The sequence below is a fragment of the Streptomyces shenzhenensis genome (assembly GCF_021462265.1).
Taxonomy (GTDB): domain Bacteria; phylum Actinomycetota; class Actinomycetes; order Streptomycetales; family Streptomycetaceae; genus Streptomyces; species Streptomyces shenzhenensis.
The window spans coordinates 1-1,022 of the sequence record NZ_JAJONF010000165.1 but is presented as its reverse complement, the minus strand read 5'-3'; the positions used below and the strand labels follow the sequence as shown (position 1 = coordinate 1,022).

The 1,022-nt window shown below is 67.4% G+C and carries 1 protein-coding gene; it reads left to right on the top strand.

Going from position 1 to position 1,022, the window contains the following annotated elements:
• Positions 1-56 precede the first annotated feature (56 nt).
• Positions 57-1,022 (top strand): ISAzo13 family transposase (locus LQ326_RS47255; RefSeq protein WP_234545390.1); only part of this gene is annotated, 966 nt, incomplete at its 3' end.

The following is a 1,022-nucleotide window of genomic DNA, read 5'->3' as shown; positions in this document are numbered from 1 at the left end:
CGGGGCCCGTATTTCAATTAGTGCTCGGCAGAGGGGTGTTGGTGGGAGTCTGAGATATGACCTCGTGTCTGTCAGGCCGCGTTGCCGCTCGTGCTCTGCGGGCCAAGTTCGATCAGATCCTGCCGCACCTCGATGAGCGCCGCCGTCGGTTGTACCTGGCCAGTGAGGCGACGGCCCTCGGCCGCGGCGGGATCGTCACGGTCGCCGCCGCCTCCGGCACCAGCACTGCAACCATCGCGCGAGGCATGGCCGAGTTGGCCGACTGCCCCTCACCGACCCTGCGAGTTCGCGCTCCAGGTGCGGGCCGCAAGCGGCTGACAGACACCGACCCTGGTCTGCTGCCCGCGCTGGAGTCGCTGATCGAGCCGCACACCCGAGGCGACCCCGTCTCCCCGTTGCGGTGGACCACGCTGTCGTTACGGGCCCTGGCCTCGACCCTCACCACACAGGGCCACCCGGTCAGCGCCTCAACCGTCGGACACCTGCTGCACACCCTGGGCTACAGCCTGCAGGGAACCGCGAAGACAACAGAGGGCATCAGCCATCCGGACCGCGATGCTCAGTTCACCCACCTCAATGCCACCGCCGCCGCGTTCCTCAACGATGCCCAGCCGGTGATCAGCGTCGACACCAAGGCCAAGGAATGGCTCGGCAACCGGGACCGGCCCGGTCGCACCTGGCGCCCCGGCAAGAACGCGATCAAGGTGGACTGCCACACGTTCACCACCAACGACCAGCCCATGGCGATCCCCTACGGGATCTACGACATTGCCAACAACAGCGGATGGGTCAACGTCGGCATCGACCACGACACCGCCCAGTTCGCGGTGGAGTCCATCCGACGCTGGTGGCAAAACCGCGGACGGGCGGACCACCCGAATGCCACCCGGCTCCTGATCACCGCCGACTCCGGCGGCTCCAACGACCCCCGCCGCTGGACCTGGAAGAGCAACCTCGCCACCTTCGCACGAGAGAGCGGCCTGGAGATCACGGTCTGTCACCTACCGCCGGGGACTTCGAAG